Here is a 761-nt window from a genome sequence, read left to right as displayed (position 1 = left end):
CTGCGGCCGACGGTCGCGCGGTTGCCGGTGGCGGTGCTGTCGGACGCGGAGAAGGCCGCCGAGCTGCGGCGGCTGCAGGCGCGGCGGGCCATGGACGCCGCCTACGAGGCGGAGCTGGTGATGGGGCTGGCCGCCGACCGGCCCGACACCGACGACCCCCCTGCCGGGCACCCCGGTGCGCGCCGCCGCGGGCCGGGTTCGCCGGTGCCGGGAACGAGCGAGTTCCTGCCCGACGAGCTCGCGGCGGTGCTCAACTGCTCCCGGCCGTTCGCCAGCGGCGTGCTCGACGACGCCTACGTGCTGGTGCAGCGGATGCCCGCGGTCTGGGCCGCCTGCGCCGCCGGTGAGCTGGACTGGTTCCGCGCGCGGGTGTTCGCCGGTGCGCTCGGGCACGCCTCGGACGAGGTGCTCGCGGCCGTGGTCCCCGCCCTGCTGCCGGGTGCGGCGGGGATGTCCTCCGGCCGGTTGCGCGCCCGCCTGCTGGCCGCCGCGATCGCCGCGGACGAGGAGTTCGCCGAGCAGCGGCGGATCGAGGCCCAGGCGCGGGCCGGGGTGCGGGTGCGCGGAACCGCCGACGGGCTGTCGGCGCTGACCACCGAGCTGCCCTCGCCGGTGGCGGCGGCGATGTGGTCGGCCATCGACCAGGCCGCCCAGCTGGCCCGCACCGGTGGCGACGACCGCCCGATCGGGGTGCTCCGGGCCGAGGCGCACGCCGCGCTGGTGCTGCGGCCCTGGGACACCTCCCGCCCCGCGATGACCGG

1 protein-coding gene is annotated in these 761 nt (G+C 78.7%); it reads left to right on the top strand.

Annotated elements, in window-relative coordinates; genetic code table 11:
* On the top strand, positions 1 to 761 hold a 761-nt coding region (locus E9529_RS21470), incomplete at both ends, for a DUF222 domain-containing protein (protein ID WP_236833284.1).

Origin of the sequence: Blastococcus sp. KM273128, from assembly GCF_021698975.1 — a bacterium.
Taxonomy (GTDB): Bacteria; Actinomycetota; Actinomycetes; order Mycobacteriales; family Geodermatophilaceae; genus Blastococcus.
This window is presented reverse-complemented; position numbering and strand designations above follow the sequence as displayed.